The organism is Buchnera aphidicola (Lipaphis pseudobrassicae) (assembly GCF_005081185.1).
Taxonomy (GTDB): Bacteria; Pseudomonadota; Gammaproteobacteria; order Enterobacterales; family Enterobacteriaceae; genus Buchnera; species Buchnera aphidicola_AD.
In genome coordinates this window covers 1,814-3,096 of record NZ_CP034872.1, presented here as the reverse complement: position 1 = coordinate 3,096, position 1,283 = coordinate 1,814, and the positions used below count along the sequence as shown (strand labels likewise).

The following is a 1,283-nucleotide window of genomic DNA, read 5'->3' as shown; positions in this document are numbered from 1 at the left end:
AACTTAATAGTAAATTAATTTGCATATATTATAGAATAGTTTATATTCCCTTGAATGGGTGATAAAGAATAAATAATCAAATTGAAGTATTGATAATGAATGGATTAATTAGATATTAAATTATTGGCTTTTTAGGTGACATTCTTTTTGAATTTATTAATTTTAATAAATAAAGAAAATTATTACTAACACGTTTTTTACTTAAAATGTATTTATGATTAGATCTATTTGTAAAATTTAATTACTCCTTATATTCAATTTAAATTCTTTTTTTATTTTATTGAGTTTTTTTTGAAGTTAAAGAGTAAAAATAGAATAAAACTCTAAAGTTTTGTTTAAAAAATCTATTTTTCATTTTTTAAGACATTATATTTTTTAAGATATTGCAATTGCATATTACACATTTTTAAAATTTAGAATGTTCAATCCCTTCTTTTCAGAATCTATATTCTTAAAAAGATATTTTTAATTTAATTTTATTGTTTTTCAATATATTTTAAAGATGCCCAGCTGATAATTTGTTTTAACATTTGATCACCACACGTAGTTAAAATAGATTCAGGATGGAACTGAAAACCACATACACGATCTAAATTATTTCTTACAGACATAACCATTTTGTTGAAAAAGGAATTTATTATAAAATTTTTAGGAATATCTTGACATACAACAAGGGAGTGATACCTTGCAACTGGTAATGGTTGAGGTATGCCTCTAAACATCTCTAAACCATCGTGATTGATTAAAGATGCTTTTCCATGGAATATTTCACCTGCGTAATCAATCATGCCTCCATAAGCTTCTACTATCGCCTGATGACCTAAACAAATTCCTATTATAGGTATATAACCTTTTACCTTTTTAATTAAATTTAACATACATCCAGCATGTTGGGGAATACTCGGTCCTGGTGATAACATCAAGATAGGATTTTTTAGTTTTTTAAGTGAATTTAGAATTACTTCTATATCTACTGTGTTACGATAAATCAAAACTTGATTTTTTTGATTTCTTAATTGTTCTACAAGATTATAAGTAAAGGAATCTATATTATCTAAAAGTAAAATATTTGCCATTTTTTGAAAAAATTCCTTAAATTAAAAATTATGTGCTTTTTTTATAGCATTTATAACAGCTTGAGCTTTATTTAAACTTTCTTTTACTTCATCTTCAGGGATAGAATTAAAAACAATTCCTGCTCCAGCTTGTATTGTAGCTATATTTTTTTCCACATAGGCCGAACGTATTGTAATACATGTGTCTAAATTTCCCGAATCAGTAAA

Annotated in this window: 2 protein-coding genes; both read right to left on the bottom strand. The window is 24.8% G+C overall.

Annotated features, from left to right (window positions below):
- Nucleotides 1–476 precede the first annotated feature (476 nt).
- The gene (locus D9V70_RS03180; protein ID WP_158356308.1) at nt 477–1,076 is read right to left on the bottom strand and encodes a glutamine amidotransferase-related protein; all 600 of its coding nucleotides are present in this window, start codon (nt 1,074–1,076) and stop codon (nt 477–479) included.
- Between the two features lie 21 nt (nt 1,077–1,097).
- The coding region (locus D9V70_RS03375) for a chorismate-binding protein (RefSeq protein WP_253254835.1) at nt 1,098–1,283 on the bottom strand (186 nt) is incomplete at its 5' end.